The 25,841-nt window shown below is 68.3% G+C and carries 25 protein-coding genes; 9 read left to right on the top strand and 16 right to left on the bottom strand.

The window, feature by feature from the left end:
• The first annotated feature begins 2 nt into the window (after positions 1-2).
• Positions 3-1,157, top strand: a complete 1,155-nt coding sequence (locus tag ACIG5A_RS14715) for a putative zinc-binding metallopeptidase (protein ID WP_397240737.1) — start codon at positions 3-5, stop codon at positions 1,155-1,157.
• A 29-nt stretch (positions 1,158-1,186) separates the two neighbouring features.
• Here the strand turns inward: ACIG5A_RS14715 and ACIG5A_RS14720 are convergent, their stop codons facing one another.
• From ACIG5A_RS14720 to ACIG5A_RS14755, 8 genes are all read right to left on the bottom strand, one after another.
• Positions 1,187-1,609 carry a hypothetical protein gene (locus tag ACIG5A_RS14720; protein ID WP_397240738.1) on the bottom strand — a complete coding sequence of 141 codons (423 nt, stop codon included), beginning with the start codon at positions 1,607-1,609 and terminating at the stop codon, positions 1,187-1,189.
• A gap of 57 nt (positions 1,610-1,666) precedes the next feature.
• Positions 1,667-2,314 carry a DUF2637 domain-containing protein gene (locus ACIG5A_RS14725; protein ID WP_397240739.1) on the bottom strand — a complete coding sequence of 216 codons (648 nt, stop codon included), beginning with the start codon at positions 2,312-2,314 and terminating at the stop codon, positions 1,667-1,669.
• A gap of 93 nt (positions 2,315-2,407) precedes the next feature.
• Complete coding sequence (locus tag ACIG5A_RS14730) at positions 2,408-4,021, bottom strand: hypothetical protein (protein ID WP_397241758.1); 1,614 nt, start codon at positions 4,019-4,021, stop codon at positions 2,408-2,410.
• A 314-nt stretch (positions 4,022-4,335) separates the two neighbouring features.
• Positions 4,336-5,046, bottom strand: a complete 711-nt coding sequence (locus ACIG5A_RS14735; RefSeq protein WP_397240740.1) for a type 1 glutamine amidotransferase — start codon at positions 5,044-5,046, stop codon at positions 4,336-4,338.
• A 73-nt stretch (positions 5,047-5,119) separates the two neighbouring features.
• On the bottom strand, positions 5,120-6,355 hold the full coding sequence (locus ACIG5A_RS14740; protein WP_397240741.1) for a MurT ligase domain-containing protein: 1,236 nt from the start codon (positions 6,353-6,355) through the stop codon (positions 5,120-5,122).
• 118 nt (positions 6,356-6,473) lie between these two features.
• Positions 6,474-7,121: a pyridoxamine 5'-phosphate oxidase family protein gene (locus tag ACIG5A_RS14745; RefSeq protein WP_397240742.1), complete on the bottom strand. Its 648-nt coding sequence runs from the start codon at positions 7,119-7,121 to the stop codon at positions 6,474-6,476.
• Positions 7,122-7,205: 84 nt separating this feature from the next.
• Positions 7,206-8,978: an FAD-dependent oxidoreductase gene (locus tag ACIG5A_RS14750; protein WP_397240743.1), complete on the bottom strand. Its 1,773-nt coding sequence runs from the start codon at positions 8,976-8,978 to the stop codon at positions 7,206-7,208.
• A gap of 221 nt (positions 8,979-9,199) precedes the next feature.
• Positions 9,200-10,150, bottom strand: a complete 951-nt coding sequence (locus ACIG5A_RS14755; protein WP_397240744.1) for an EamA family transporter — start codon at positions 10,148-10,150, stop codon at positions 9,200-9,202.
• 112 nt (positions 10,151-10,262) lie between these two features.
• Between ACIG5A_RS14755 and ACIG5A_RS14760 the strand changes: the two genes are divergently transcribed.
• Complete coding sequence (locus tag ACIG5A_RS14760; protein WP_397241760.1) at positions 10,263-11,159, top strand: LysR family transcriptional regulator; 897 nt, start codon at positions 10,263-10,265, stop codon at positions 11,157-11,159.
• Between the two features lie 62 nt (positions 11,160-11,221).
• Here ACIG5A_RS14760 and ACIG5A_RS14765 read toward each other — a convergent pair whose 3' ends face one another.
• Positions 11,222-12,877 carry an AAA family ATPase gene (locus ACIG5A_RS14765; RefSeq protein WP_397240745.1) on the bottom strand — a complete coding sequence of 552 codons (1,656 nt, stop codon included), beginning with the start codon at positions 12,875-12,877 and terminating at the stop codon, positions 11,222-11,224.
• A 264-nt stretch (positions 12,878-13,141) separates the two neighbouring features.
• Entirely contained in the window at positions 13,142-14,938 is a 1,797-nt protein-coding gene (gene leuA, locus ACIG5A_RS14770; protein ID WP_397240746.1) for a 2-isopropylmalate synthase, read from the bottom strand.
• Positions 14,939-15,199: 261 nt separating this feature from the next.
• Between leuA and ACIG5A_RS14775 the strand changes: the two genes are divergently transcribed.
• From ACIG5A_RS14775 to ACIG5A_RS14790, 4 genes are all read left to right on the top strand, one after another.
• A complete protein-coding gene (locus ACIG5A_RS14775) occupies positions 15,200-15,967 on the top strand; it encodes a sulfite exporter TauE/SafE family protein (RefSeq protein ID WP_397240747.1) in 768 nt (255 codons plus the stop codon).
• Between the two features lie 118 nt (positions 15,968-16,085).
• Complete coding sequence (locus ACIG5A_RS14780) at positions 16,086-17,723, top strand: alpha/beta hydrolase (RefSeq protein WP_397240748.1); 1,638 nt, start codon at positions 16,086-16,088, stop codon at positions 17,721-17,723.
• Positions 17,724-17,949: 226 nt separating this feature from the next.
• Positions 17,950-19,569, top strand: a complete 1,620-nt coding sequence (locus tag ACIG5A_RS14785) for a GMC oxidoreductase (protein WP_397240749.1) — start codon at positions 17,950-17,952, stop codon at positions 19,567-19,569.
• 74 nt (positions 19,570-19,643) lie between these two features.
• Positions 19,644-20,498: an ion transporter gene (locus ACIG5A_RS14790; protein ID WP_397240750.1), complete on the top strand. Its 855-nt coding sequence runs from the start codon at positions 19,644-19,646 to the stop codon at positions 20,496-20,498.
• A gap of 15 nt (positions 20,499-20,513) precedes the next feature.
• Here ACIG5A_RS14790 and ACIG5A_RS14795 read toward each other — a convergent pair whose 3' ends face one another.
• Entirely contained in the window at positions 20,514-21,743 is a 1,230-nt protein-coding gene (locus tag ACIG5A_RS14795; protein WP_397240751.1) for a low temperature requirement protein A, read from the bottom strand.
• A gap of 100 nt (positions 21,744-21,843) precedes the next feature.
• On the bottom strand, positions 21,844-22,308 hold the full coding sequence (locus ACIG5A_RS14800; protein WP_397240752.1) for an SRPBCC family protein: 465 nt from the start codon (positions 22,306-22,308) through the stop codon (positions 21,844-21,846).
• 159 nt (positions 22,309-22,467) lie between these two features.
• Between ACIG5A_RS14800 and ACIG5A_RS14805 the strand changes: the two genes are divergently transcribed.
• Positions 22,468-22,815 carry a spore germination protein GerW family protein gene (locus ACIG5A_RS14805; protein ID WP_397240753.1) on the top strand — a complete coding sequence of 116 codons (348 nt, stop codon included), beginning with the start codon at positions 22,468-22,470 and terminating at the stop codon, positions 22,813-22,815.
• Between the two features lie 16 nt (positions 22,816-22,831).
• Here ACIG5A_RS14805 and ACIG5A_RS14810 read toward each other — a convergent pair whose 3' ends face one another.
• Both ACIG5A_RS14810 and ACIG5A_RS14815 read right to left on the bottom strand, forming a co-directional pair.
• Positions 22,832-23,023, bottom strand: coding sequence for a DUF1918 domain-containing protein (locus ACIG5A_RS14810; protein ID WP_397240754.1), 192 nt, complete (start codon positions 23,021-23,023; stop codon positions 22,832-22,834).
• 66 nt (positions 23,024-23,089) lie between these two features.
• Entirely contained in the window at positions 23,090-23,686 is a 597-nt protein-coding gene (locus tag ACIG5A_RS14815) for a TetR/AcrR family transcriptional regulator (RefSeq protein ID WP_397240755.1), read from the bottom strand.
• Between the two features lie 59 nt (positions 23,687-23,745).
• On the opposite strand from ACIG5A_RS14815, the gene ACIG5A_RS14820 reads away from it, so the two are divergent.
• The gene (locus ACIG5A_RS14820) at positions 23,746-24,321 is read left to right on the top strand and encodes a dihydrofolate reductase family protein (RefSeq protein ID WP_397240756.1); all 576 of its coding nucleotides are present in this window, start codon (positions 23,746-23,748) and stop codon (positions 24,319-24,321) included.
• A 48-nt stretch (positions 24,322-24,369) separates the two neighbouring features.
• On the top strand, positions 24,370-24,945 hold the full coding sequence (locus ACIG5A_RS14825; RefSeq protein ID WP_397240757.1) for a dihydrofolate reductase family protein: 576 nt from the start codon (positions 24,370-24,372) through the stop codon (positions 24,943-24,945).
• Here ACIG5A_RS14825 and ACIG5A_RS14830 read toward each other — a convergent pair whose 3' ends face one another.
• Both ACIG5A_RS14830 and ACIG5A_RS14835 read right to left on the bottom strand, forming a co-directional pair.
• Positions 24,946-25,359 (bottom strand): YjbQ family protein, encoded by a 414-nt coding sequence (locus tag ACIG5A_RS14830; RefSeq protein WP_397240758.1) that lies wholly within the window; start codon positions 25,357-25,359, stop codon positions 24,946-24,948. It abuts the gene before it with no gap.
• Positions 25,360-25,363: 4 nt separating this feature from the next.
• Complete coding sequence (locus ACIG5A_RS14835) at positions 25,364-25,840, bottom strand: MarR family winged helix-turn-helix transcriptional regulator (RefSeq protein WP_397240759.1); 477 nt, start codon at positions 25,838-25,840, stop codon at positions 25,364-25,366.
• Between the last annotated feature and the right edge of the window lies 1 nt (position 25,841).

Consider the following 25,841-nt stretch of genomic DNA (forward strand, 5'->3'; position numbering starts at 1 on the left):
CCATGCGCGATTTCGCCTGTCCCAACTGCGGGCAGCAGTTGGCCTTCGAGAACTCGATGTGCCTGTCCTGTTCCAGCCCTTTGGGATTCAGCCTCGCCGAACGCGCGCTGGTGGTGCTCGGCGATCCGGAGGGCGACGCGTGGATCGACTCGGCGCAGGGCGTGGTGGACCGGACCAGGTTCCGCCTCTGCGACAACCTCCATGTGGCGCAGTGCAATTGGCTGGTCCCGCGCACCGATGCGACGCCGAGACCGGAGGCGGAGTCCGATGAGCGGGCGAGCGCGCCGTCCGACGATTTCGTGGACTCGGGCGCGGAGTCGGTGCTCGATCCCGCGCCCGCCTCGAACAACGGCGGCGCATCCGGACTGTGCGAATCCTGCCGGTTGACCCGCACCCGCCCGAACGACGACGACAGCGCGGGCCTGGCCGCCTTCGCCGAGGCCGAACAGGCCAAGCGCAGGCTGATACTGGAGCTGGTCGAGCTGGGTCTGCCGATCGTCGGCCGTGAGGAGAACCCGGACGGCGGGCTGGCCTTCGATCTGCTGTCCAGCGTGCGCGATCGGGTCATCACCGGCCACGAGAACGGCGTGATCACCCTGGATCTGGCCGAGGCGCACGATCCGCACCGTGAGCAGCTGCGCATCGAGATGGCCGAGCCGTACCGCACGCTGCTCGGCCACTTCCGGCACGAGATCGGCCACTACTACTTCACCGTCCTGGTCACCGACGACGAAGCGCTGCAACGGATCCAGGAGCGCTTCGGTGACCCGTTCATCGATTACCGCGCGGCGCTGCAGCACCACTACTCCCAGGGCGCGCCGCGCGGCTGGGAGACCGATTACGTGTCCTCCTACGCCACCATGCATCCCGCCGAGGACTGGGCCGAAACCTTCGCCCACTACCTGCACATCCGCGACACCCTCGATACCGCGGCCGCGTTCGGCTTCGCACCGGCGGGCGCGACGCTGGATCGCCCACAGGTCGGCCGTTCGGGTTTCGACAAGATCATCGATCTGTGGCTGCCGCTGGCCTGGGCGCTCAATATGGTCAACCGGTCCATGGGTCATCCCGACCTGTACCCGTTCGTGCTGCCGGATCCGGTGCTGGAGAAGATGCGGGTGGTGCACGAGCTCTGCGCGGCCGCCGCGGCGCGCTGACGGCCGGTCACAGAGTTCGGTTCAGGCGGTCACCCGATCCCGTTCACCGCGTACGGCTCGCTGAGCCCATTCGACACCCACTGATTCTGCGCCAATGTTTCCAGCACGCAGACCAGCAGCAGTTTGCGCCCGCGATGACTCACCGTGTGTTCCTGTTCGGTCATTATTTCCTGACCGCGTGCACCGCCGTTGATGATTTTGCGCGGCGTCGGCTCGGACAGCAGCCAGAACAGTTCCGGCCCGATCAGAATCGATTGCCCGCCGGTCTCGTTGAACCAGCGCCCGGAGTATTCGATCAACAGGTCGGTGAACGATTCCCCGCTGTCGGCCGCTTCGGTGAGCTGATTCAGTGCGGCGGCTTTGTCGGGGCTGCTCTGGATCACGGACGCCAGTCGTAATGCGACCTCACGGAACTGATCAACACCAAGGTCTTGCCAGACGGTCAGGGGCATCGGTCTACTCCATCGCTGAATTGTGGTATCGGACGGAAATATTCGGCCGGCGGCTGATTACGAGTTGCCTCCGGTGGTGACGAGCGTGCGGTTTTCGATCAACTCCTGTCTGGCCGCGAGCGGCGCGGCGGCCGCCATTCCCGCGCGCGCGGCGACTTCCAGCGCATCGATCCGCGGCGGCGCGATCTGCTCGGGAATATCGGGCACGGCGATATCCGGTACGGCGATCGTGGTCTCGAGCTGCGGGGCGCGTAGCTGACCGCGCCTGCCGTCACGGCCGCGCGACCAGAGCATGAGGGTGAGGTGCACGGCGAACAGCAGCGTCAGCGGCATGCCCGCATAGATGCCCAACGACACCGGGCCGCCGCCGATCTCGCGCGCGTATTCGATATTGCCGCCGACCGAAACCAGCGTCGACAGCACGAAAAGCCCGGTCGCGTACCACCAGCCCGCGCCGCCTTTCTTGAACGAGGCGGTGGCGATGATCGAGCCGACCACCAAACCATCGATGGCGATCGGCACATTCGAGGCGAGGTCGGGCTGCACCAGATTGCGCACCGCCAGATCGTGCAATGCGGCAAAAGACATCTCGAAGGCTTTGAAAGCCACGGTGGCGGTAACAATCAGCGACGCATGCAGCGGCCGGGGCTTGAGATAGCTCCGCCAATTCGCCCATGGCCGCCGCGGCGGCGTGATCGTCGTCATAGCGGGGAGCGTAGCGTGCCGTTCGCCCGGTATCCCCTAAGCGCCTTGCCCGTGCCTATCGAGTCGCGCGGAAAACAGCGCCCGCGCGCCGATTCAGCGCACGATCAGATCGTGATCGGTGGCGCTGAGGCTCAGCGGAATAATGCGTTTTCCGTGCATCCAATTGCGCACGAATTCGTCGAGGGCCGGATCGGCCGCGCGGGAATCGTAAGCATCGCGGTCGATTTCGATCGCGCCGACCAGATGCCGCGGGTTGCCGTCGAGGCCGGGGCCGCGTGTCGCGCCGCGCAAACCGTCGGCGGTGTGCAGCAGCACCGGGATGGCGGCGCCGTCGGGCGTGGTGACCGTCGCACGGCGCGTGGTGGCCACCGGGTCGAAATGCTCGACGGTCAGCCGGTATCCGGACGGACGCGCGGACTGGCCGAGCTGATCGAAGACGCGCGGGTCGATGATCGAGTACGGCACCACGCTGTTGATGAGGGTCTGCCCCTCGATCAGTGTGTCGCGGGCGGGCAGATCCGCCGCGAGCCGCCACGGCGCCCGCGGCGCCAAGGTATCGGCGGAGCGGTCCTGCGCCTTGTTCGCGATGGCGTCGCCGGGCAGCTCCGCGTCGGTCGCGGTGAATGCCCACGCCGCATCGCTCAGGTTCTTGTGCCAGAAGCCGGTGCGGCCGCCGTCGCGCCCGGCGACCCGTAGCTCGCGTCTGCCGGGTCCGATGCCGGTGGCGTGCACGCTGATGGCCGAGGTGATCTCGCCGGGAATCTTCGGCTGGCGCACCCAGTCCGGTGCGGGCAGCTGGATCGCGGCGTATTCGGGCGAGAGCAGTTCGGCCGCCGCGTTCGGCGCGGACGGCTTGCCCGTCTGATCGTCCCAGCTGTAGCGGAAGAACACCGAATCGCTGCCGGAGCCGTCGAAATCGAAGTTGCGCGTGTACATGTCGCCGTAGGCGTTCATGACGAACGTGGTCGAGCCCGCCGAGGACAGCGCGACGGAACGGAAGCGCCCGCCGAGCGGGCCGCCGATCTCGTAGCTGTCGTCGTTCGGTAGCCACGGATCGGCGTAGGTGATCCGGCTGCCGTCGCCGGTCAGCATCGGCACCATGGTCATCTTGGCCCAGCCGGAGTTGTGCACCCGGCCCGCGACATCGGTGTAGGTCTGGTTGTTGAACGGCGAGGACACGCTCAACGCCCACGTGCCCGGCGCGCTGGCGGGCATGCGCTTACCGGTGCCCGCCCACAGCGGTGCGCCGAACGCCGAGGTCCAGTTCCACCACAGCGGGCCCTGGGTGACGTTGTCCATGGTGTAGAGCCAGCCCGCGTCGTCGACGGCCGCCAGCTCGTCGTCGTCCACCGATATCCCTGCCAGCTTGCCGCGCAGGCAGTCGGGCAGGGGCGCGTAGCGCCACGGCTCCGCCGCGCCGCGCGGGCGCGCCAGCAGCGCGTGGTCGACCAGCGCGAATTCCCAGTAGTTGTTGAATTGGGTGGTCTGCGTGCGCAATTCGACGCTGCGCGGTGCGTCGCCGGCGAACGCGGGCAGCCCGGCCAGCCCCTCGTGCCCGCCGAACGACGGCACACCGGGCGGCAGCTGCGCGGTACCGAACGGCACACACCCCGCGGGGCCGCCGCCCGGTTCGGCCGCCGCCAGCGGCGCCGTGGCCAGCGAACCCGCCACCAGCGCGGCGCACACCAGGGTGCGGCGCATCATCATCGACCGCTTACCGCTCACGTCTCCCACGAGAATCCAACCTAGGCCCGTGGCGGCGGACTCCGGCAATAAATTCAGGCCCGCTGAGCTGACTATCACAAATCCGTAACGCCAGTGCTTTTCCCCACGTCGCGCCCTACGACAGCGTAGGTTTCGCCACCGTAGGCGCGTCATTCCGGAGTTCACTCGCAGCCGGGTCGGCGGTGTCGGTCCGGACTTTCGCCGCGGGAGCTGCGCGATCAATCGGTGGGACGACGGCGCCGCGACGAGCGCGGCAACGGAGCGCCCGCCGCGGGCGCTCCGCCGATGCGGCGCCGTCAGGCGCGCAGGCGTTCCCGTCGCAACTGCTCGACCTCGGGCAGGTGCAGCGGTGCCAGCTCCGTGACGCCGAGCGCGCGAGTCAGGATCAGGTCGGCGAGCTCCGGATTGCGCGCCAGCGCGGGACCGTGCATGTAGGTGCCGAGCACCGAACCCTGGACCACGCCCTCCAGCCCGTCACCGACGCCGTTGCCGACGCCGCGGGTGACGCGCGCCAGTCCGGTCGCGTCGCCGCCCAGTTTCGTTCCGCCGCGGTGGTTTTCGAAGCCGGTCAGCGGCACGGTGAGGCCGTCGAGCAGCGGTGTGGTCGTCACCTCGCCGATCGCGCGCTTGGCCTGCGGCGCGGTGGTGACATCGATGAGCCCGACGCCGTCGACGCGTTCACCCGACGAGGTCTCGTACCACTGCCCGAGCACCTGGATGGCCGCGCAGATGGCAAGTACGGGTGCGCCTTTCGCCGCCGCTTCTTGCAGCCCGGGGTAGCGCTGCAGATGCCTGGTGGCCAGGCGCTGTGCCGAATCCTCCGCACCGCCGAGGGTATAGATGTCCAGCGTCGCCGGAACCGGTTCCGCCAGCGTGATTTCCACGATCTCCGCGGTGTAGCCGCGCATCCGCAGCCGCTGGCGCAGCACCAGCGCGTTGCCGCCGTCGCCGTAGGTGCCCATCACATCGGGCAGGACGAGCCCGATGCGCACGGTCGATTCCGTCATGCTGTGCCCTTCTTCGCATGCCCGACGGGCCCTCCGTGGTTACGCAGGCTGCCTCCTCCGGGCCCTGACTCGGTCATGCGGTCACCTCGAGGTCACGGTTGAGATCGCGGAACGCGGTGTAGTTTGCCAGCACCTCGACCTTGCCCGCCGGGCAGGAAGCGATGGCGCGCAACGGATCCGCGATCGTGGTGTGCTCGACACCGGCGTAGGTGAGGCGCACCGCGAGGTCGGTGGCGCGCTCGCCCGCCGCGACCACCTGCACGCCCTCGAAGTGCTCGAAGCGCACATCCCACAGCCAGGACAGGTCTTCGCCGTCGGGCACCTGCCCGTTCACCGCGATCACCAGGCCCGCGGCGGTCGGCTCGATCATCGACAGCGCCTCCTGCCAGCCCGCCGGGTTCTTGGCGAGCAGCAGCCTGGCGGCGTGCTCGCCGACCTGCACGGTCCGGTAGCGGCCCGCGATCTCCTTGACGGTGCCCGCGGCGGCGGCCGCCTTCGCCGGTTCGGCGCCGAGCGCGACCGCGGCGGCCACCGCCTGCGCGGCATTGCCCCGGTTGGCCCGGCCGGGCAGTGCGAGCGTCAGCGGCAGGCGCACGCCGTCCGGCCCGCAGAGCTCTTCGCCGTCGAGCCACCAGTTCGGTTCCGGCCGTTCGAAATCCGTGCCGGTGCTACGCCAGTGTTGACCCTCCCACACGATGGGTTCGCCGCTGCGCGGACAGCTCGTCGCGTCCACCGCCCAGCCGCTGCCCGCGGCCACCCAGACCACGTTCGGGTGGTCGTAGGCGATCGAGGTGACCAGCACGTCGTCGCAGTTGGCGATCACCACGGTGTCCGGATGCCGTGCCAGCCCCGCGCGCAGCTTGCGTTCGATCATGTTGATCTCGCCGACCCGGTCGAGCTGGTCGCGGCTCAGGTTCAGCAGCACCACCGCCGCCGGATTCAACGCATCGGTGACGTGCGGCAGATGCAGCTCGTCGACCTCGATCGCGGCCAGCGGAGCGGTCCGGTGCGCGTTGAGCGCGGCGATGATGCCCGCATCCATATTGGCGCCGTCGGCCTGCGTGGCGACTCGGCCGAGCGTGCTCAGCGCCGCGGTGGTCATCCGCGTGGTGGTCGACTTGCCGTTGGTGCCGGTCACCAGCACCGTGCGCCGCCCGCGCCCGAGCTGATCCATGATCGTCTTATCGATCTGCAGCGCGATCAGGCCGCCGATCATCGATCCCTTACCTCGGCCCGCCTTCTGTGAGGCCCACGACGCTGCCGCCGCCGCCCACAGCGCGATCCGCCCGCGCACCGTTATGTCTGCCACGCCCGCGAGTCTAAAGGCGTACCTCCGCATTCGCTCCGGCCGTGCGCGGTCTGAGGGCGGACTTCGTCCGGCTGCGCCCTTTTTGCGTACCTCCGCATTCGCTCCGGCCGTGCGCCCTTCAGCCCCCGTAGAGCTTGGCGTCGGTCTCGTAGTTCTCCGGCGCGTAGTACCGCTCGAGGTCCTCGACCGACTCGGTGACCTCCGATTGCAGCTCCTTGACCAGGCGGGCATGGCTCGGCAGCGTGACCTCGGGCCAGCCTTCGGGCTGCCACAGGGAGCTGCGGATGAAGGCCTTGGCGCAGTGGAAGAAGATCTGCTCGATCTCCACCTCCAGCGCGAGGATGGGCCGGTTGCCGCGCACGATCATGTCGTCGAAATACGGTGCGTCGCGCACCAGGCGGGCGCGGCCGTTGATCCGCAGCGTTTCCCTGCGGCCGGGGACGAGGAAGAGCAGGCCGACGTGTGGGTTGCTCAGGACATTGAAATAGCCGTCGGCCCTGCGGTTTCCGGGGCGCTCCGGCACCGCGAGGGTGGTGTCGTCGAGCACCTTCACGAAGCCGGCCGGGTCGCCCTTCGGCGAGGCATCGCACGTGCCGTCGGCGTCGCTTGTGCTCATGACGAGGAAGGGGGAGTTGGCGATCCATTCGCGATCCCGCGGGTGCAGCGCGATGCGCTCCTTGGTCAGCGCGCGGGATCCGACCTCGCCGAGCAGCTCCCTGAGTTGGGTCGGGTCGGTGATCTCGTCGATGCCGGTGGTGTCGCGCATGCCCTCGATCAAAGCACCGATACCCGCCGCGCGGCGATCGAATTCGATTCCACTGTGCGGAGATCGATCACATCCGCGCCGATCTCAGAGGTGCACCTCGAACATGTTCGGCTGCCCCGCCGCATAGCGGTCCGCGTCGACCCGGCGCATCGGCTCCAGCTCGTCGGCGCGGTAGAGCTTGAACATCCGGCAGCGCGGCGCGTCCGAACCCGCCACGTCCAGTAGGGCGTTCACCGCGGCGCGCGCGGATTCGTTGGCGCCCTCCATGGTCGCCAGGTCCACGTTGGTGCGCACGTAATCACCGGCCAGGAACAGGTTTTCCAGCGCGCCGTGCGGTTCGGGCCGCGCCTCCCACGAGCCCGCCGTATTGATCAGCAGCGGATCGGTGTTGGCGTTGCGGCCCTGCGCGCCCTGCCAGGTGATGCCGGGATCGAGGAACCAGGAGTGCAGGTCCTGATCGCGCAGCAGATCGCCGCGGTCGTCGAGGTGCGCGGCCATCTGCGCCCAGACCTCCCTGGCGATCTCGTCGGGCGTGCATTCCTTGGCGGGCTTGCCGTACAGCTTGCCCGGTGTGTTCCAGTCGGAGATGTCCACCGAGAGGCAGTCCTGCACGGACCCGTCGCCGAAGCTGGTGAGCTTGTTCGTCCACAGCTGGTTCTGGGTGATCGAGGTGAGTGACCACGGCGCGTCGATGTACGCGGTGTGCCCGCGCGCGATCTCGGCGGGCCTGCGCAGGTAGAACTGGATGCCGTTCATCCAGTCGAAGGTCAGCCGTTCCATCGCGGCCAGTTCCGGCCGCACCGCGAGCACATCGGGTGACCACAGGGTGCGCGCCTGATCGGCGGAGAGCGCGACGACGAAATAGTCCGCGTCGACGGTGCGCTGCGCGCCGTGCTCGTCGACGATGCTCGCGCCGCTGATTCGCTTGTCGCGCACCGTGAGTCCGCGCACCTGCGCGCCGAGCACGAACTTCACGCCCAGCTCGCGCATCCGCCGCACCCACGGTTCGATCCACACCGCGTTGGTTGGGCCGTTCAGCACCCGGTCGATGCCGCCGTCGTTGCCGATCTCCATGGGGTTGCCGAGGAACTGCTCGCCCATGGTGCCGATGGTGCGCACGCTCGCGACGTCCTCCTTCGCGGCGACCATGATGCTGGTCAGCGTGCGCGAGAGCAGCGCGCGGAATTCGTGCGAGCGCTGATGCCCGCCGACGAAATCGCGCCACGAGGTGTGTTCCCACTGGCCGAAACGGCGTGCGTCGCAACTGGTGTTGAACACCAGTAGCCGATCGGCGAAGTAGAAGCCCTCGGCGACGGGCATTTTCAGCGCCGTCGAGCACAGTGCGGCGAGCGTCTCGCGGAAGGCGTCCGGGGTCGCCGTGCGCAGGCCCGAGCGCAGCGGTAGGCGGAAATCGTCGCCGTCGCCGCGGGCGAATCGCGCCTCGGGCACCGCGACCAGGTTGTTCCAGACGCCATTCGGATTGTCGCCGAACGGGATCCGGCGCATGGTGTCGGGAATGTGCTGATAGAAGCCGGGAAAGAAGCGGAAGCCGTGTTCGCCGGGTAGGTCGGGCCTGCCGCCCGATCCGGTACCGGGCACCGGGATGCTGCGCGCCTTTCCGCCGAGCGCCCGTCGTTCGTAGACGGTGACGTCGAATCCGCGCTCGCTCAATTCGTGCGCCGCCGTCAATCCGGCGATCCCGCCGCCGAGTACCGCTACCCGCCTGCCGACCGGACTTCCGGCGGCAGGCCCCGGTCTCAGCGCGCCCGCCGTCAAGGCGCCCGCTGTCGCTACTCCCGCCGCGACCGTCCCGCGAAGCACTGCCCGCCGCGAGACGGTCCATCGCTGATTCACCATGGCGCTTCTTTGCCGCCCTATCGCGTGTCGAACCGCTCGATCGTGCTGTGTACAAAGACGCGAACACTGTATGACGACAGGTATCCCGCCGCACCCGCCGCCCCGGTTGCACTCGAATCGCGGTCGGCGTTATAGCCATTCGATCCGCGATCACGCGCGACCGACGCTACCGAGGATGCGGTGCGCGCGTGCGGCTTTGCGGTAGATCGCCGCGGTGCGGGTCAGGCGACCAGGCGCTCGGCCGATCCGACGGCCACCGGCTCCGGCTCGGTGACGTCCGCGCTCGGGATGGGCTTCGGCCGGGCCGAGGTCGCCGCGAAGGCGCCCGCGATCACGATGACACCGCCGATCAGCGATGCGGCGGACGGGGTTTCGCCGAGGAAGGCCCACGCCGCCGCGATGCCGACGACCGGCACCAGCAGCGAGAACGGCGCGACCATGCCCGCCGGGTAGCGGCCCATCAGGAAGGTCCACAAGCCGGAGCCGACGATGGTGGCCAGTATCGCGATATAGGCCAGCGCGACAAGCGCGGGCCACCCGGTGCCGGAGAAGGAGTCGCCGAGCGCGCGCCACCCGGTGGTCGGCCCCTCGGTGAGTGCGGACAGCGCGAACATCGGCAGCGGCGGGATCACCGCGATCCAGAGCGTGAGGTGCAGCGGGTTGAAGCCGGGGGAATCGCTACCGGCTTGGCGCGCACCGATATTGCCGAAGGCCCAGCCGAGCCCGCCTGCCAGCGTCAGCAGCACCGGCAGCAGCGTGGCGTGCGCGAGCCGGTCCCAGCCGATCACGGCCATGCCCGCGACCGCGACGGCGATACCGGCCATCTGCACCGGGCGGATCCGCTCGCGCAGCAGCAGTGCGCCGAGCAGCACGGTGAACGGCGCGGAGGATTGCAGCACCAGCGAGGCGAGCCCGGTCGGCATGCCGACCCGCATCGCGGTGAACAGGAAGGCGAACTGCAGGATGCCGAATCCGATGCCGTACAGCAGGATCCAGCGCCACCGCACCCGCGGGCGCGGAATGAACAGCAGGACGGGAATCGCGATGACGGCGAACCGCAGGCCGGCGAAGAAGAAGGGTGGGAAGTGGTCGAGGCCGACCCGGATGGCCAGGAAGTTCAGGCCCCAGAGCAGCACGACGGTGAGGCCTAGCAGGCGATCGCGGTTGGTCATGCGTCCATCGTGAGCCAGGCAAACTATCAGAACAATCGAATAAATATGGATAATCGATGTAGCGATACTTAATGAAGGAGGGCCGATGTCGGCGATTTCGGGCGGGCCCGCCATGTCGGTGGAGCGGCTGCGTGTGCTGCGCGAACTGGCCGATCGCGGCACCGTCGGCGCGGTCGCCGCCGCGCTGTCGATGACGCCCTCGGCCGTATCGCAGCAGCTCAAGGTGCTGGCCAAGGAGGCGGGCGTACCGCTGCTCGAGCCGGACGGCCGCCGGGTCCGGCTCACCGACGCGGGCCGGGCGCTGGTGGTCCGCGCCGACGAGGTGCTCGCCGCGATGGACCGCGCCGTCGCCGAGATGACGCACTACCGCGGTTCGCCGCGCGGGCAGGTGCGGGTCGCGCTGTTCCCGTCCGCGGGTTCGCTGCTGCTGCCGCATGTGCTGTCGACACTGGCCGACAGCGGCGTCGAGGTCATCGCCCGCGACGAGGATGTGCCGCCGTCGGAAACGCAGCGGCTGCTCGCCGATCACGACATCGTGCTGACCCATCGCGACGAATACGCCGCGCCGGTGGCCGGGCCGCGGGTTGTGGTCCATCACCTGATGCGCGAACCACTCGATGTGATCGTCGCGCCGACCCACCCGCTGGCGGGCCGCACCTCGGTCGCCCCCGCCGAACTGGCCGACGAGGCCTGGCTCAGCGTGCGCGGCGGCTTCCCGGTCGACGACGTACTCAACTCGATCGCCACCTTCACCGGCGTGCAACCGCGAATCGTGCAGCGCCTCTTGGATTTCCGCGTCATCGAGGCGGTCGTCGCGTCCGGCTACGGCGTCGCGCTGATGCCACGCTTCGCGGTTGCCCATCCCGGCCTTTCCGTGCTGCGCCTGTCCGGTGTCCGCGCCGCCCGCATCTACGAAATGGCCACCCGCCCGCACGCCGACAAGCGCCCCGCCATCGGCACCGTCCTCACTGCGTTCCGCGCCGCCGCCCACCGAGCCACTGCCGAATAGCGTTGTCGGCGAAGACATGCGGCCCGGCACTGAAAAGTGCCGGGCCGCAAGATCTTCGCGTGCTAGTGGTGCCGACCGTGACCGTGCTGGTTCGGGTGGCCGGGACCGATATGCGGTGGGGTGCCGTACTGCTGGGAGCCGACGTAGCCGAAGTCGTCGGCGACCATGGCGGCCAGTTCCAGCAGGGCGCGGCGGGTCGGCTTGCTCACCAGTTCCAGGTCGATCTCGGCGCCCTCGGCGAGGTGATCGTCGAAGGGGACCACCTGGACGGCGCGGGTGCGGTCGAGGAACAGCTTGCGTAGCTGATCCAGGTCGACGGTCGATGCGCCGCGCCGGGAGGCGTTGACCACCACCACGGTTCGCTCGACGAGCTTGCCGTAGCCGTGGTGGTCGAGCCAGTCCAGGGTGGCCGACGCGCTGCGCGCGCCGTCGATCGCCGGCGAGGTCACCAGCACCAGCGAGCTGGCCATATCGAGCACGCCGGCCATGGCGGAGTGCATCAGGCCGGTGCCGCAGTCGGTGAGGATGATGTTGTAGAACGCCTGCAGGATGCCGATCGCCTTGCGGTAGTCGGCCTCGCTGAACGCCTCGGAGACCGCCGGATCCTGTTCGGAGGCAAGCACTTCCAGTCGGCTCGGCGCCTGCGAGGTATGCGCGCGCACGTCCGAGTACCTGGTGATGTGCTGATCTTCCAGCAGGTTTCGCACGGTGGAGCGGGTCTGCCTCGGCACCCGGTGGGCCAGCGTGCCCAGGTCGGGGTTGGCATCGATCGCGATGACCCGGTCACCGCGCAGCGAGGAGAAGGTCGATCCGAGCCCGACGGTGGTCGTCGTCTTGCCGACGCCGCCCTTGAGCGACAGGATCGCGATCCGGTAGTCGCCGCGCACCGGCTGGTTCACCCGGTCGACGAGGTCGCGGAAGACGACGTCCGCGGCGGACTCGCCCGGATTGATGATGCCGCCGGACGCCTTGTGCACCGCGCGCCGCCAGCCGCTGCGCGGCGCCTTGCGCGCCCGCTTGAGCAGGTTCAGGTCGTTGACCGAATGCCCGGGCTGCCCCGGCGCGGGCACGTGCTGCGGCTGGAAAGGCTGTTGCGGCTGATGCGGATTCGGCTGCTGCCACGGCTGGCCCTGCCCGGGCGGCGGCCCGACGGGCGGCTGCTGATACATCTGCGGTGGCGCGGGCTGATGCATCGGCGGAGGCGGCGGCGCCCAGCTGTAGATCGGGCCCGCCGGATGCTCCTGCGCATCGGGCTGCGGCGCCTCCGGGAATACCCGGCGGACCAGCCCGTCCGGGCCGATCTCCTGCCGGTATTCGCCGTAACCCGGCCCCTGCTGATCCGACATGGTGACGGTTTGGTGGTTACCGCTGTGATCGACCGGCTGGTACTGCCCGGTCGGGAAGGGTTCGCCCGCGGGCGGGCCGTACGGCGGCGGCGCGAACTGCCCGGTCGGGTAGGGGCCGTACGGCTCGGGCCCGGTGGGTGCGGCGTACGACGGCATGCCCGCCTGCGGGAATGCCATGGTCTGATCCGACTGCCCGGGGAATCCGGCGAACTGCGCTGGATCCTGCTTCGGCGACTCCTCCGCCGCCGACTGCTCGGGCGCCTCGGCGGACTCCCGCGCGGTGCCGCCGTCGGCCTGCTCGGCCGGTGCCTGCTCGCCTGCCTCGTCCGGCGCGGCGTGCTGTCCGGTGGATTCGGCTTCGGCCGTATCCACCGAATGACTCTGCAGCCAGGGCGGAGAAGTCGGGTTGTGGTCGTTTGTGGTCACAGTTCCCCCATCTGCTCGGGAGCGAGCAGAGAGCTCGGCGCTTGAATGCGAATCAACGCTAGCACGGTGTTATGTGGCCCGCGTCCCGGTGTGTACGGCGGACGCGCCGGATGACACGCCGCCCGATTATCGTCTCCGGCAACAAGATCGAGAGCCGGAAGTCGCGGCGGCTACCTGCTCGGATACCGCGACCATCCTACTCGTCCTCGTTTATCCGCGTGCCCTGTTGACCGCGGAAACCACCGCGCGCAGTGATGCGGTAGTGATGGAGGTCGCGATGCCGACGCCCCACACCACCTTGTCGCCGATCGCGCATTCCACGTAGGCCGCGGCCTGCGCGTCGTCACCCGCGGACATGGCGTGCTCGGAGTAATCCAGCACCCGCACGTCGAAGCCGACGGTCGCGATCGCGTCGACGAACGCGGCCAGCGGCCCATTGCCGGTACCGGTGATCTCCTGCTCGACGCCGTCGACCTTCACCGTCGCCACGATGGAGTCGGTGCCGCCGTCGGTCTCCGAGGCGGTCACCTTCTGCCTGATCCGCTCCAGCGGCATGATCGGGCTCAGGTATTCGGTGGAGAAGACGTCCCACATCTCCTTCGGCGTGACCTCGCCGCCCTCGCCGTCGGTGATCTTCTGGATCGCCTGGGAGAACTCGATCTGCAGCCGCCGCGGCAGCGCCAGCCCGTGGTCGGTCTTCATGATGTAGGCGACGCCGCCCTTACCGGACTGCGAGTTCACCCGGATCACGGCCTCGTAGGTGCGCCCGACATCCTTCGGATCGATCGGCAGGTAGGGCACCTCCCAGACGATGTCGTCGACGTCGGCGCCCGCGCCGTCGGCCGCGATCTTCATCGCGTCCAGGCCCTTGTTGATCGCGTCCTGGTGCGAGCCGGAGAACGCGGTGTAGACCAGGTCGCCGCCGTACGGGTGCCGCTCGGCCACCGGCAGCTGGTTGCAGTATTCGACGGTGCGGCGGATCTCGTCGATATCGGAGAAGTTGATCTGCGGATCGACACCGCGGGAGAACAGGTTCATGCCCAGGGTGACCAGGCAGACGTTGCCGGTGCGCTCACCATTGCCGAACAGGCAGCCCTCGATGCGATCCGCGCCGGCCTGGTAGCCCAGTTCGGCGGCGGCCACGGCGGTGCCGCGATCGTTGTGCGGGTGCAGCGACAGCACGATCGAGTCGCGGCGGGCCAGGTTGCGGCTCATCCACTCGATCGAATCGGCGTAGACGTTCGGGGTCGCCATCTCGACGGTCGCCGGCAGGTTGATGATCAGCGGCTTCTCGGGGGTCGGCGCGATGATCGCGGAGACCGCGTCGCAGACCTCCTTGGCGTAGGCCAGCTCGGTGCCGGTGTAGGACTCCGGGCTGTACTCGTAGCGCCAGTTGGTGTCCGGGTAGTTCTTCTCGATCTGCAGGCACAGCGTCGCCGCGTCGGTGGCGATCTTCTTCACCGCGTCGCGATCCGCGCGGAACACCACGCGCCGCTGCAGGATCGAGGTGGAGTTGTAGAAGTGCACGATCACGTTGGCCGCGCCGGCGCACGCCTCGAAGGTGCGCTCGATCAGTTCGGGGCGGCACTGGGTCAGCACCTGGATGCTGACGTCGTCCGGGATCGCGCCGTCCTCGATGATCTCGCGGACGAAATCGAAATCGGTCTGGCTCGCGGACGGGAAGCCGACCTCGATCTCCTTGTAGCCCATCCGGACCAGCAGGTCGAACATGCGGCGCTTGCGCGCCGGGCTCATCGGGTCGATCAGCGCCTGGTTGCCGTCGCGCAGGTCGACGGCGCACCAGCCGGGCGCCCGGTCGATGATCCTGTCCGGCCAGGTGCGGTCCGGCACCTCGATCGGCTCGACCTCCTCGGCGAACGGCCGGTAGCGGAAGGTCGGCATCGAGGAGTTCTTCTGCTGATTCCAGGCGGCCTGGTCGGCAGGGGCGGGCTTGGACGGCGGCGTGATGGTGCGCGAACCGGATACGAAAGCGTCAGCGGGGGACATGCGATTCTCCGAGAGGTGTGGTGTTTCCCGTTATGGGTCGACCGGCGCGGCGAAACCCCGCGACGGGAGCCGGTCCAGTCAGAACCCGTCGCGGCGGCTGAGAAGAAGTGCCCGCTGCATGATGTCGGCGAGTTTACCGTGCCACGACAAGAGCACAAAAGTGTGACCCCCCTCGCATACGTCCCATGTCTCCACGTAGCGTCCTGAAGGAAACAACGCTTGTACGGGTTCCGGCCCGACGGGACGTCGAAGGAATTTCATATGACTTGGTTGGAAATGCTGGCCGTTTTGATCGCCGGCATCGGGGCGGGCGCGATCAACGCCGTGGTGGGATCGGGCACCCTGATCACCTTCCCGGTACTTCTCGCATTCGGCATCCCGCCGGTGACGGCGAACGTGTCGAACACCATCGGCCTGGTGCCGGGCACCATCAGCGGGGCATACGGGTATCGGCGTGAGCTGGCCGGGCAGCGGGCCAGGCTGCTGCAGCTCGGCACCGCGTCACTACTCGGCGGCATCGTCGGCGCGGTACTGCTGCTCGCGCTGCCCGAAAAGGCGTTCAAGGGCATCGTGCCGGTGCTGATCATCATGGCGCTCGTGCTCGTCGTCGTGCAGCCGCGGCTGGCGAAGTGGGTCAAGGAGCGGCGCGCCAACGGTGACAGCGCGGTGCCCGAACACGGCGGGCCGATCCTGTTCGCCGCGGTCTTCGGCACCGGCATCTACGGTGGCTATTTCGGTGCGGCACAAGGCGTGCTGCTGCTCGGGCTGCTCGGCGTCTTCGTGCACGACGACCTGCAGCGGCTCAACGGGGTCAAGAACGTGCTCGCGACGATCGTGAACGGTGTCTCCGCGATCATCTTCATCGCCATCGCCGAAATCTCCTGGCCCGCGGTCGCGATGATCGCGATCGGCTCGATCATCGGCGGCCAGCTCGGCGCGAAGGTGGGGCGCAAGATGTCGCCGACCGTGCTGCGCGGCGTCATCGTGGTGGTCGGCACGATCGCCGTCGTCCGGCTTTTGATGACCTAGCACCCTTTTCGGCCTGGTGCGGGGGTAGCGGCTGGGGGACAACCCTGGCGAATCCCCGGTGCGGTCTCGTCCTATAGAAGGACGACCGCGCGGGGCATCGTCGCGCACGATAACCGCTATGGGCAGCTGGAGGATTGTCGTAGGCGCGATGGCGGCCGGATTGGTGCTGGCCGGTTGTGCCGGTCCCGCGCAACGGGATTCGGTGAGTCATCCCGGCCCGACGCGGGACGAGCTGGTGGCGCAGGCCGATGCGGCGCCGACGCCGAAGCTCGACTGGGTGCCGTGCGGCGAACCAGAGCTGAGCCGGTATCAGTGCGCGACCGCGACGGTTCCGGTCGACTACGCGAACCCGCGTGGTGCGACATTGGCGCTCGCGGTGATCCGGCAACCGGCGACGGATCCGGCGCGCCGAATCGGCACGCTGGTCACCGCGGTGGGCGGGCCCGGCGGTTCCGGCTTCGACTGGGCGCGCAGAGAGCAGTTGTTCCCTGGTGAGCTCGCCGCGCGGTTCGATGTGGTGACCTTCGATCAGCGCGGCATCGGGCGCAGCGGTCAGATCAGGTGCTTTTCGAATGCCGAAGAGCAGCAACGGTTCTGGTCCGCCGCGCTGCTGCCGCCGGTCGGCGCGGAGCAGGAGCGGACCGCCGAGCGCGCCGCGCGGGAACTGGCGGCGGGCTGCGCGGCCAACGGCGGCGCACTGCTCGCGCATCTGACCACCGCGGATGCCGCGCGTGACATGGACCTGCTGCGCCGCGGGCTCGGCGAGGAGCGGCTGACCTATACGGGCGGCTCCTACGCGAGTTACCTGGGCGAGGTGTACGGCGCGCTCTTCGGTGACCGAGTGCGGGCACTGCAGCTGACCTCGATGATCGACCCGGAGACCTACACCAACGACTCGCTCGGTGATGTCAGGGATATCGCGGTGGGCACCGAGGAGGTGCTCGGCGAATTCTTCCGCCGCTGCGCCGAAGTGGGCCGTCCGCGTTGCGTTTTCGCGGGAGACGGGGATGCCTCACCGGCCGGACGAGGGGTCGGCCGGGAGGGGCACGGTGCGAGCGGTCCCGCGGCGCAGGCGCTGCGGGACCGCGATTCCGCTGTGCTGCAACGGTTACAGGCGGCGCCGATCGTGGTCGGGCGCGCTGCCCAGGCGCTGGCGGTGCGCTATACCGATGTCGCGCCCCTGCACGCGGGGCTGCTGTACGACCAGGCGATCGGCTGGCCTGCCCTCGCGCAGTTGCTGATTCAGCTCGAACGCGGCGCCGACGGTGACCCCGAGGTGGTGCGGAAGATACTGGCGGCGAGCAACCTGGGATACGACTATATGGACGCGTTCACCGCTATCACCTGTGCGGACTACAGTGTTCCGCGAAATCCGGGGCAGTGGCCCGCGCTCGCACGCGATTTCGCTACTGTCGCACCGAATTTCGGGCCGTTCTGGCTGTATATGAACCAGGCGTGCGCGGCCTGGCCCGCACCGGAGGGCGGTTATCCACAGCGCTACACCGGGCCGTGGACATTGCGCTCGCAAACTCCCGCCCTCCTGCTCAACAACCGCTTCGATCCGGTGACCCGGATGGCCTTCGCCGAACGCGCGCAGCTGCGGCTCGGCAACGCCCGGCTGGTCCTGGTGGACGGTTACGGCCACAAACCCGTCGGCGCCTGTGTCACCGCCACCCGCGAGCGCTATCTGATCGATCTCCAGCTCCCCACCATCGGCACCACTTGCGCACCGGGCGGACTGCCCTTCGCCGAGTGACTCGGCGGCCGCGGACCCGCATCGCACGCACCAGCGGTGACGTGGGGTTTCGCGGTGCCACGGCCATGCCGCGTCGGCCGTTGACGATACGTTGCCGTGCACCACGATTCAGGCGCCGTTCACCCGCGGGCTATTGCCGCCGTCACGTCCTTGCCGAAGAACTGTTCAAGCGACCGCCACGCCCGGTAATCTGCGCTCGGCCATGTGTGATGAGGGAGGTGGCCTGGTGCGTAGACGTGCCTTCTTCAAAGCGGCCGGAGCTGCCGCGCTATTCGGTGCCGCAGGCACGGCGCTGACCGCGCGCCCGGCGCATGCCGACCTGCTGTGGGACGCGCTCTTCCGTGCCTGGGTGCCGGAAATCTTTGCGCCACTTCCCGATCCGCCGGAGCACTCGCCCGCCATCGTGATCGGCTCCGGCTTCGGCGCCGCGGTCACCGCGCTGCGCCTTGCCGAGGCCGGCATCCAGAACAGCGTGCTGGAGCGCGGTTCGCGCTGGCCCAATGATCCGTGGCGGGAGACCTTCACCGGCGACGACCTGCCCGACGGCCGCGGCTTCTGGCATCGCACGACCTTCACCGGCGTCAACAAGGTGCCGCTGCGCTTCGCCAGCTTCGGCGGTGTGCTCGACTGCACCCAGTACCCGGGCATCGATGTGTGGCGCGCCGCCGCGGTCGGTGGCGGCTCGGTGATCTTCACCGGTGCGATGGTCGCGCCGCCGCGCCGCCTGTTCGACCACGTCTTCGGCGGCACCGTCGACTACGGCGAGCTCGACAGCGTCTACTACCCGCGGGTGCGCGAGATGCTGCGGCTGAGCCCGATGCCCGCGGATGTCTACGGCGCGGGCCCGTTCTCCCATTCCCGCGCCTGGGACGATCAGGTGCGCAGGGCGGGCTACGAGCCGCAGGCCAACGACTCGATCTTCAACTGGGATATCGTGCGCGGCGAGCTATCCGGGGCCACCAGGCCCTCGGCAATCGCCGCACGCAGCAATCTCGGCAACTCCAACGGCGCGAAGTTCGACCTGAACCAGAACTACCTGCGCTACGCGCAGGAGACCGGCCGCTCCGCGATCTTCCCCGGTCATCGGGTCGACACCATCGCGCAGGAGCCAGGCGGCCGGTTCGTCATCACCGTGACCAAGCTCGACCCGTCCGGTTTCGTGCTCGTCACCCGCACACTCACCTGCGACAGGCTGTTCCTCGGCGCCGGCTCCGTCGGCACTTCGGAACTGCTGGTCCGCGCGCAGGCCACCGGCACGCTGCCCAATCTCAACGAACACGTGGGCGACGGCTGGGGCACCAACGGTGACGTGGTGCTCGCCCGCGGCGCGAGCTCGCTGGCGGGTCACGGCCAGGGCGTGCCGAGCGCGAGCCGCATCTACGACGAGTCGGGCCCGCCGCTCACCCTGGAGAACTGGTATATCCCCGGCATCCCGTTCGAGACCGGCGCGCTGGCCTCGCTCGGCATGGTGCTCGATCCGGCGCGCGCACGGTTCGGCTACAACCCCGCCAACAACGGCGTCGGGCTCGGCTGGTCGACCAGGAACCGCGACGAGATCGTCGCCGCGGCGCGCGCGGTCGATCACCGGATCGCCGAACGTGCCGGTGCGGTAGCGGAATACGGCCTGCTCGGCTACGACGCCAACGCGGTGTTCACCGCCCATCCGCTCGGCGGCGCGGTGCTCGGGCGTGCCACCGACAACTACGGTCGCGTGCACGGTCATCCCGGCCTCTATGTGATGGACGGCGCGGGCATCCCGGGCAGCACCGCGACGGTCAACCCGTCGCTGACCATCACCGCCATCGCCGAACGCAATATCGAAGCGATCCTGCGCACCGGACGCTGACCCCGTCACCGGTCATCCGAGCGTGATCGCGATTACGCTCGGCCTGGACCGTTCGGCGTGGAAGGGGTCCGTAGGTGGCAGTTCCCGGCAGTTATCCGGAGGCCGATGGCGGTGCGCCGCCGGAGGGCGATTACCCGCGCAAACCGCCCGCGCTGTGGACCGACTTCGTGATGCTCGGCCTTGCCGTCGTTTCGGTCGGATTGGTCGTCTGGATCAGCTTCTTCGAGGTCTCGCCGGAGACCTCGCGGGCGATCGTGCTCGTGGACTATTCGGTGTGCGCGATATTCGCCGTCGAATTCCTATGGCGCTGGCGCCGCGCGGGCTGGCCGTGGACGTTCCCGTTCGTCTACTGGTACGAGGTGCTCGGCATGATCCCGGTGACGAGCCCGTTCTTCCGCGGCTTCCGACTGCTGCGGATCGTGGTGATCGTGGTGCGGCTGGCCCGCGTCGCCGATCGCGCGTTCGGTGACCGGGTGACCGCCGCGGTGGTGAACCGCTTCGTGCAGACCATCGTCGAGGTGATCAAGCGCCCGATGACCATCGCGGTGATGGACGAGGTAGCGCACGTGCTGCGCACCGGCCACTACACCCGCAATATCGCGGCCGCGCTGCAGGAGAACCGCGCCGAGATGGACGAGATGATCCTGCAGCACATCAAGGACGATCCGGCCGCGGGCAAGGTCCGCTACATCCCGTTCCACGACGAGATCATCCGGCTGATCGTCGACACCACATTCCGCATCGTCTTCCAGGTGCTGGAGGATCCGCGCACCGACGAGCTGGTCTCGGACATGATCAGGGAGAACGTGGATCAGATCAGGACGGCGGTGCGCCACGGCGTCCGCGTGCCGCCCTCCGCCTACGGGCCGACACCGCACGAACACACGGTGCGGCACCATCTTTCGAAGGTGCCGCTGTCCAAGCGCTGAGATATGCGCGTAAACCTACAATGGCGCTGCGTTACCGGCCCCCTCGTGGTGCCTGATCTCGTCGCGCGGTGAGGCGAGCCGCGTTGTCTCCCAGACGATCAGCGCGGCCAGCACGACGAACAGGATGACCAGCGCCGCCAGCGCGGGCAGCACGTTGGCCAGCGGGATGAGCACGAGCAGTACCACGGCGGTCACCACGCGGTGCACGCTGACCGTGCCGGTCGCGTAGTGCTTGAAGCCGACGAGCCCGATCAGGTACAGCACCGGGCCGCCGTAGAGCGCGAACAGTGGGATGCCGTGCAGCGCGTCGGTCAGCGTGTGGTGGGAGTCGTCGCTGACGTAGTTCAGCACCTTCTTCAGGCCGAGCGACAGCCCGATGACACCGGCGATCATCGGGAAATGCCAGTAGGTATAGGAATTCGTGGCGATCCTGATCTGCCGCGCGCCCGTCGCGTTCTTCAGCGCGTGCTCGACCGCGAGTGCCGCGACGTCGAAGTAGGCCCACCACAGCAGGCCGGAGATCGCGAGCCCGAGCAGCGACCCGACCATGATCGGCCACGAGATCGGATGACCGGCCACGCCGATGCCGATGGAGACGATCGATTCGCCGAGCGCGACGATGATGATCAGCCCGTACCGTTCGGCGAAGTGGCTGACCGAATTCAACCGCCAGTCGCTGCCCGCGAACTGCGTCCACAGCATGTCGCCGCCGATCGCGGCGATCCACAGGCCGAGCTGCACCCAGCCCGTTGTCATCGCGGCGATGACGAGCAGCGTGGTGCCGATGGTGATCGAACCGAGCGCCCACCGCGCCACCTGGCCGCGCAACTGCGGATCCTCGGCGCTGGCCAGCCAGAACATGCCGAGGTGCACCAGCCGCACGGTCATGTACGCGATGGCGAAGACCAGCGGCCCGTACCAGCCGCCCGGGATGTCGTGGAACGCCTCGGGAATGGTGAGCGCGGCGATGAAGGCGGCGCCCATCGCGGCGAACATGCCGATCCGGGCGAGACCCTCGTCGGCCTTGATGACGTTGCCGAGCCAGGAGTAGGAGATCCAGACCCACCACATGAGGGCGAGCACCAGCAGCGCGCGCAACATGTTCTTGGCGCTGGTCTCCTCCGCGGCCAGGTCGGTGACCATGGTGAAGGCGAAAACGAGGACCAGGTCGAAGAACAGCTCGAGTTGCGTCACCGACGCACCCTCGGCCACCGGTAGGAATCGCACCCGTTTGGAACCGATCATGGTGCACATAGTCGCATTCGGAAGTGCCCGGCGCGTGCTGGAAAGGGTGCGCGTCGGCAGTATTCGCGTTCGGTGCTATTGCGTGGTGGTGTGCCAGCGGTTATACGGATTCGGTTTGATAGCTGTCGGATTCGGGATACCGGTCGGCGAATTCGATGAAGTTCTGCACCACGGCCTCGTTCGCCTTGCGGACGGTCCGCTTGATCAGGAAGCCCGGCATCGGGATCGGGAGGTACAGCTCGACGTGGTACCAGACCTCGGTGCCGTCCGCGCCCTCGGTGACCTCGAACCAGCCACCCCCCTTGACGCCGCGGGTGCTGTCGGTGACCGTCCAGGACGTGCGATTGTCGTCCCAGTCGTATTCCAGGACCTGCAGATCCGAGCTGCCCATCAGTTCGGCCTTGACGAAGACCCGCCGCGGCCGCCCCTCGTCGTCTCGCGTCGCGACCCTGGCGTCCTGGTAGGACGTCGACCATTCCGGGAGCATTTCCACTGCCGCCAACGCATCCAATACCTGCGCGGGGTCACTGTCGACGACGAATCGAATATCGGTTTTCGTGCGCATGCCATACCTCCGCCCCCCGTTGGACCATCGCGGCCGATTCTTCCCACGCGCTGTCCGATTCGTCAACCGCCTCATGCGGTCGAGTAGGGGTCTTACGATCGAAAAAGGGCCGGCGTTGTGACAGCGAACAAGCCGTCGCGCCGAACATGGGAGGTTGTCATGAAATACGCGGAGTTGCTTGCGCAGACGCGCGATGCGTTCACCTCGCGCCGGGTGTACGGCGAACCGCATCAGGTCGACGGTGTCACGGTGATTCCGGCGGCATCACTCGGATTCGGTGGTGGCGGTGGCGGCGGCGAGGGAACGGGTGCGGACGGCGGTGGCGGCGGGGAGGGCGTCGGTTTCGGTGGTGGCGCGCGACCGGTCGGCGCGTATGTGGTGCGCGATGGTCAGCTCACCTGGCATCCCGCGGTCGATGTCACGATCGTGATCGAAACCGCTGGTCGCGTGCTGATCGCGGGCATCATCGCATTCGCCGTGCTGCGCTTGCGCAAGCAACGGGCGTAGGGGCTCGGCCCGCGGATCACTCCGCGGTGGCTGGTTCGATGACCGCGTCCGGGCCCGGATACATCAGGGATTCATGCCCGTCGTCGAAGCGGACCAGATACGGCGGCGCGCCGTCGGCGCGGCGCACCTCGATGATCTCGCCTTGTCGATCGCCTTGTCCCACAACGTGTCCGTGCACGAGCAGCCGGTCTCCGACGTTCGCATACATCGCCCCATTATCAGGGGCTGGTGATCTGTGTCACAAGTACCGACTGGTCGCCCCGTGCGGATGCCGCTACTTTTCCTCCTCGATCAACCGCAGCACCGCCGCGGTGATCAACTCCTGGCTCTGCTGCTCGGTGAAGACCCCCGGCAGTGTCAGACGGTCGACGATCAGCCAGTTCAGTGCGAGATACAGCAGCTCCACCGATTTCGCGTCGCCGGGCATGCCGGAGGCGAGGTGGTTGGTCACGTTGTAGTCGATGTCGGCGCGCACCCGTGCGGTGAGCACGGCCCGCAGCTCCGGTCGCCGCGTCGCCTCCAGTCGCAGCTCGAGCAGTGCCAGGTAGCCGGTGCGGAACGCCTCGATGCGGCTGACCACCTGCTTCATCAGCTCGACGACGTGCTCGCGGGTCTTCGGTCCGGTCGCGAGCTGGCTCACGGCCACCGTCGCGTCCGGCTGCAGCCGCTCGTAGAAGCGGCTGCCCGCCTGGGTCAGCAGGTCGTCGCGGTTGGCGAAGTAGTTCGATGCCGTGCCCGCTGGCACGCTCGCCTCCTTGTCGACCGCGCGAAAGGTCAAGCCGCGCGCGCCATCACGGGCCAGCACCTCCAGTGCCGCATCCAGCAGGGCGTTCCGCCGCTCGGGGTTGGTCCGCACTTGACACCACTCCATTCGTAGTACTACATTTCAAACCACTTCGAACAGAGTACAACGATTGAGGCGGTACCGGAATGCGAAACCTTGTCTACTACGTCGCTGTGTCGCTCGACGGGTACATCGCCGGACCGGGCGGCGAGTACGACTTCTATCCGCACGATCCGGACATGCTGTCGGTGATCAATGGCGAGACCCCGGAGTTCGTCCCCACGTTCGTGCGGGAGCAGGTCGGCATGCCGGTGGGCGAGCCGAACAAGCGATTCGACACCGTGCTGATGGGCCGCGGGAGCTACGAGCCGGGGCTGGCCGTCGGCGCGACCAACCCGTACGCCCACCTGACGCAGTACGTGGTGTCCAGCACGCTGAGCCAGGCCGACTATCCGGAGGTCACCATCGTCGACGGTGATCCGTTGGAGCTCGTGCGCAAGCTGAAGCAGGACGAGGGCGCGGACATCTGGCTATGCGGCGGTGGCACGCTGGCCGCAGCGCTGCTCGGCGAAATCGACGAGATGATCATCAAGAGCTACCCGGTGGTGGCGGGCGGCGGAATCTCGGCGTTCACCGGCGAATTCAGCCCAACCCTGTTCGTGCCGACTCGGCGCGTGGAATTCGGCACCGGCGCCCAGGCCACCTGGTTTCGTCGCGCCTGAGCACATTCTCGAATTAGTAAGCGGCACAACGAAAGAAAGCGGAAATCCATGCGAAAGCTCGTCTATTTCGTCGGTATGTCCCTCGACGGCTACATCGCCGGCCCGTCCGGCGAGATCGAACATCATCCGCTCGGCGCGGATATGGCGGCCTGGATCGCCGCCGAATATCCGGAAACGCTGCCGACCCATGCCCGTCCGCATTTCGGGCTGGCCGCCGACGCGCCGAGCCGTCACTTCGACACCTTGGTGATGGGTCGCGGCACCTACGAGCCCGCGCTCGCCATCGGGGTGACCAGCCCCTACGGCCACATGCGGCAGTACGTGGCGTCCAGCACGCTCGGCGCGATCGACGATCCGGCGGTCGAGCTGGTGTCCGGCGACCCGATTGCCGTGGTGCGCGAGCTCAAAGCCGAAGACGGCATGGATATCTGGCTGGCAGGCGGCGGCCGGTTCGCCGCCGCGCTGCTCGACGAGATCGATGAGCTCATCATCAAGAGCTACCCGGTTGTCTTGGGCACCGGCATCCCCGCCTTCGCGGGCCGATTCCGGCCGACGCTGTTCACCCCGACCCGGCGCATGGGTTTCGAGAACGGCAGCCAGGTCACCTGGTGCACCAGGAACTGATCAGCCGCGCAGGAACGAGAGCCGCACCTGGCGTTCCGGGTTGTCGATATTGAGGTCGACCAGCGCGACGGACTGCCAGGTGCCCAGGGCCAGCGCGCCGCCGAGGACGGGGATGGTGGCGTACGGCGAGATCAGCGCGGGCAGCACATGCGAGCGGCCGTGGCCGCGCGATCCGTGTGAGTGCAGCCAGCGGTCGTCCGCTGGCAGCAGGTCGTGCAGCGCGGAGAGCAGATCCTCGTCGCTGCCCGCGCCGAGTTCGAGTACCGCGATCCCGGCCGTCGCGTGCGGCACGAAGATGTGCAGCAGCCCGTCACCGCCCGCCGCCGTCGCGTCGACGAACGACGCGCACTGCGGGGTCAGGTCGTGCACGACCTCGGTCCGCCCGGTGGTCACCGCTACTACCGTGCTCTGCATGCCACTATGGTCGCGCATCACCCTGGCGTAGCAGCCCGGTGACGCGCACCGAGGTGTCGTGCATCCGGTTGAACAGCTCGAGGAACAGGGCCAGCTGATCCGGTGTGTAGTCCGCCATCGCCGCGCCGAATTCCGTTGCCAGCAGCGCGTAGTGCGGTGCGATCTCGGTGATCCGCTCCGGCACCGCCGTGATGATCACCCGCCGCCGGTCCTGCGCATCGTGCTCGCGGCGCACAAATCCCGACTTCAGCAGCCGGTCGATCATCCGGGTGATGGCCCCGGTGGTCAGTCCGGTGGTAACGGCCAGCTCGCCCGCGGTCGCCGGGCCGTTGAGGCGGAGCAGATTGAGGCAGCGCAGGTCGGTCACGTGCAGGCCGAGCCGATCGGCGACCGCCTGATGCATCATCACCGCGTCGTTGGCGCTGCGCTGCGCCGCCATGGTCAGCGCGGTGCCCAGCTCGGGCTCGATCCTCTTCGTCATC

The sequence above is a fragment of the Nocardia sp. NPDC052566 genome, assembly GCF_044547285.1.
Lineage (GTDB): Bacteria > Actinomycetota > Actinomycetes > Mycobacteriales > Mycobacteriaceae > Nocardia.